This is a genomic window from Enteractinococcus helveticum (genome assembly GCF_020742345.1).
GTDB classification, from domain to species: Bacteria; Actinomycetota; Actinomycetes; order Actinomycetales; family Micrococcaceae; genus Yaniella; species Yaniella helvetica_A.
In genome coordinates this window covers 1-2965 of record NZ_DYXC01000129.1, presented here as the reverse complement: position 1 = coordinate 2965, position 2965 = coordinate 1, and the positions used below count along the sequence as shown (strand labels likewise).

Genomic DNA, 2965 nt, shown 5'->3' with positions numbered 1-2965 from the left:
GTGGCCCTACCGTTGGCGCGGTATTCGACGACGACGCGTCAACAAACGGCTGATGCCTTACTGACGGTGCAGCACGAAGTCGCCGCGGCTTTTTCCGGGGAGGACCAACCCTCTCGACCTGACATGCTCTAGTCAGTCGGCCATGGCTCGCGGCACGGTGCGCTGTTAGGCTGACACATCACTCACACCTTTTAAGATCTGGAGCAGTATCGTGACTCACGGTAGCTATCCGCCACCTCCGCCCCCACCTGCGCGGCAGCAGACCGCGGCCCCCAAAGGTTTGGCTATCTCAGCCTTAGCTGTCGGCCTCATTGCATTGATCCTGAGCTTCGTTCCGGTGCTCAGCGTATTTATCGGTGCTGCGGCCATCATTCTTGGCGTGCTGGCGCTGCGTAAGAATCAACCCAAAGTGCTCAGCTGGACGGGCATTGCCGCCGGAATCGTAGGTGGGGTGATCGGCCTTGTCGTGGTGGGAATTGGAGCCGTGGACGAGGAGCCACGGGCTGATGCCAACCCAACGCCACGTATCTCGAGCACTCCAACCAAACCCACCCCAACCATTACTACAACGCCTAGCTCAACACCCGAAGAGACCGAGAGTTCCACTCCGACCCCAGAACTTTCTGAGAGTTCGGCGTCAGCCAGCCAGACTCCGTCCGCAAGCGAAACACCAACCGAAGATTCAGGGACGGTCAGCCAGCAAAATGCGCTGGACACCGCAGAGAATTATCTGAGCTTCACTGCATTTTCACGATCGGGGCTTATTGATCAATTGGAATATGAAGGCTATTCGAACGCTGATGCTACTTGGGCTGTCGATAACCTTACGGTCGATTGGGCCAGCCAGGCAGTCAGTATGGCTGAAAGTTATCTGGAATACACCGCTTTTTCTCGCACCGGCTTGATCGACCAGTTGGAATATGAAGGATTTTCCAACGAGCATGCAACTGCCGCCGTCGACAATATCAGCGTTGATTGGAACGATCAGGCCGCACTCATGGCCGAAAACTATCTCGAGTACACATCGTTTTCACGATCTGGCTTGATTGACCAGCTGATCTACGAGGGATTCACCTCCGAACAGGCACAGTACGGGGTGGGCCAGACTGGCCTGTAATCCGTACACCGGCGGTATTCACCAACGGGTCTCCAGTACTTTACGAACATGATTCCTTGCGCTTATCTTGAGCTGGAACGCTGGCACAGTTCACATCACGTGCTGCACACCTCAGGTTGTGCAGCACACGTTCGTAGAAGACTTGAAGAGAGATCATGCGCACCAGCAATCTTTGGCGCACCACACTGTTGAGCGGGCTTGCACTCGGGCTCGCCGCTAGCGCCTTGGCCGCACCAGCAGCGGCAACTACCATCACACCGAACACCCCACTGGTCATCAATGAGGTCATCCAAAATAATGACCAGATTGACGATGCTATCGAGCTGTTCAACACCGGCTCGGACCCCATCGATCTATCCGGTTGGGCCCTATCCGATGACAAAAACACCATGACCATCGCCGACGGCACCGTGATTGACGCCGGACAATACCTAGCTATTACCACCGATGACGACACCCTGCCCGACAAATTCGGACTGGGGAAAAATGATGAGGCCAATATTCATACCCCCGACGGTGTCCTGGTGGATCATTTCGCCTGGGAAGGCCATCAACCCACCTCCTATGGTCGCTGCCCGGATGGCACCGGGGACTTTGGTGTCACGGTTGAGGCCACACCGGGTGCAGCCAATGCCTGTACCGCGAGCTCAGTGGGCAATGTGGGTTCTGGGACCGCCCTGATGAGCTCACGACTATTGCGGCTGGCAGGACTGGACGTCGCAACCGAGAATGGTCTGCCATCAGTCTCGTCGGTGACAATGAAACCATTGGGACTCAACGACGGCATTATTGCGTTGACGGAAGGGTCTGTCGATGTCCTGTTCTGGTCCGGTGGGGTACCCACCGCTGCTATTGCCCAAGCCAATGAAATCACACAGCTGAACATGTTGGATTTGTCGGGCTTCCTGCCGGAGCTGCGTCAAGAATATGGCATCGTGTACGACAGCGTGTTGGTTCCGGCTAATAGTTATGCGGGCATCGATGCCACCCGGACCATTGGAGTTCCGAATTTACTGCTGTGCCGCACGGACCTGGCGGAGTCGATAGTGGAACACACGGTGAATCTGCTGGTAGAACACGCGGATGAACTGGTTCCGCATTCCAGCGCCGGGGTTCAATTTCTGTCACCGGAGATGCTCATCAACACCGCGGATATCCCGCTGCATCCGGGCGTGGTTAAGGCCTACCGGAAATTGCACGGGTAGAATTAAAGATCCGTGCGCAAGCTTTATGACACGTTGGGTATGAACACCAGCGTGGGGATCGTTGACCAGCCTTTGCCCTGACCGTTCAGATAATTTAATGGAACTTGTAGCTATGCCGACTCCGACTCCAGCACGAATCACTCACGGCGGTGTTCTTCAGGCTGAGGTTCTCAGAGGATCTGAGGTGATCAACTAGAGCACTCAAGCCAGGGATGCTATGCACTTGCAGAAAATCCGTGCCGCTCGTACCAAAGTTATCCAGGCCGAAACCAAACTGGCTGAGGTTGTTGCCGCAATTGCAAGCAGACCCCAAAGGGTCTAAAATGACTACATGTGGAGTGTTGACGTCAAATTGGTTGAGCCCTGGCTCGATTCCTTGGACGATAATTCTTGGAAGCAAGTCACAGCGGCTATCGAGGTCCTTGAAGAAATCGGCCCCCCAGCTAGGTCGCCCGCTTGTAGACACTGTCACCGCCTCTCGACACAAGAACATGAAAGAACTTCGACCTGGCTCTGCGGGGCGGACTGAACTTCGAATCCTGTTTGCGTTCGACCCTGACCGGCAGGCGATTCTTCTACTGGCTGGTGACAAAGCCGGAAACTGGACACGCTGGTACAAGAAGAATATCCCAGTCGCTGATGA

Annotated in this window: 3 protein-coding genes; all 3 read left to right on the top strand. The window is 55.3% G+C overall.

Going from position 1 to position 2965, the window contains the following annotated elements; genetic code table 11:
- Positions 1-211 precede the first annotated feature (211 nt).
- Positions 212-1117 (top strand): Ltp family lipoprotein, encoded by a 906-nt coding sequence (locus K8V32_RS11280; protein ID WP_303907381.1) that lies wholly within the window; start codon positions 212-214, stop codon positions 1115-1117.
- 155 nt (positions 1118-1272) lie between these two features.
- Complete coding sequence (locus tag K8V32_RS11275; protein WP_303907378.1) at positions 1273-2322, top strand: TAXI family TRAP transporter solute-binding subunit; 1050 nt, start codon at positions 1273-1275, stop codon at positions 2320-2322.
- 212 nt (positions 2323-2534) lie between these two features.
- Positions 2535-2965, top strand: a 431-nt coding sequence (locus K8V32_RS11270) for a type II toxin-antitoxin system RelE/ParE family toxin (RefSeq protein WP_369681066.1), incomplete at its 3' end; no start/stop codon positions are given.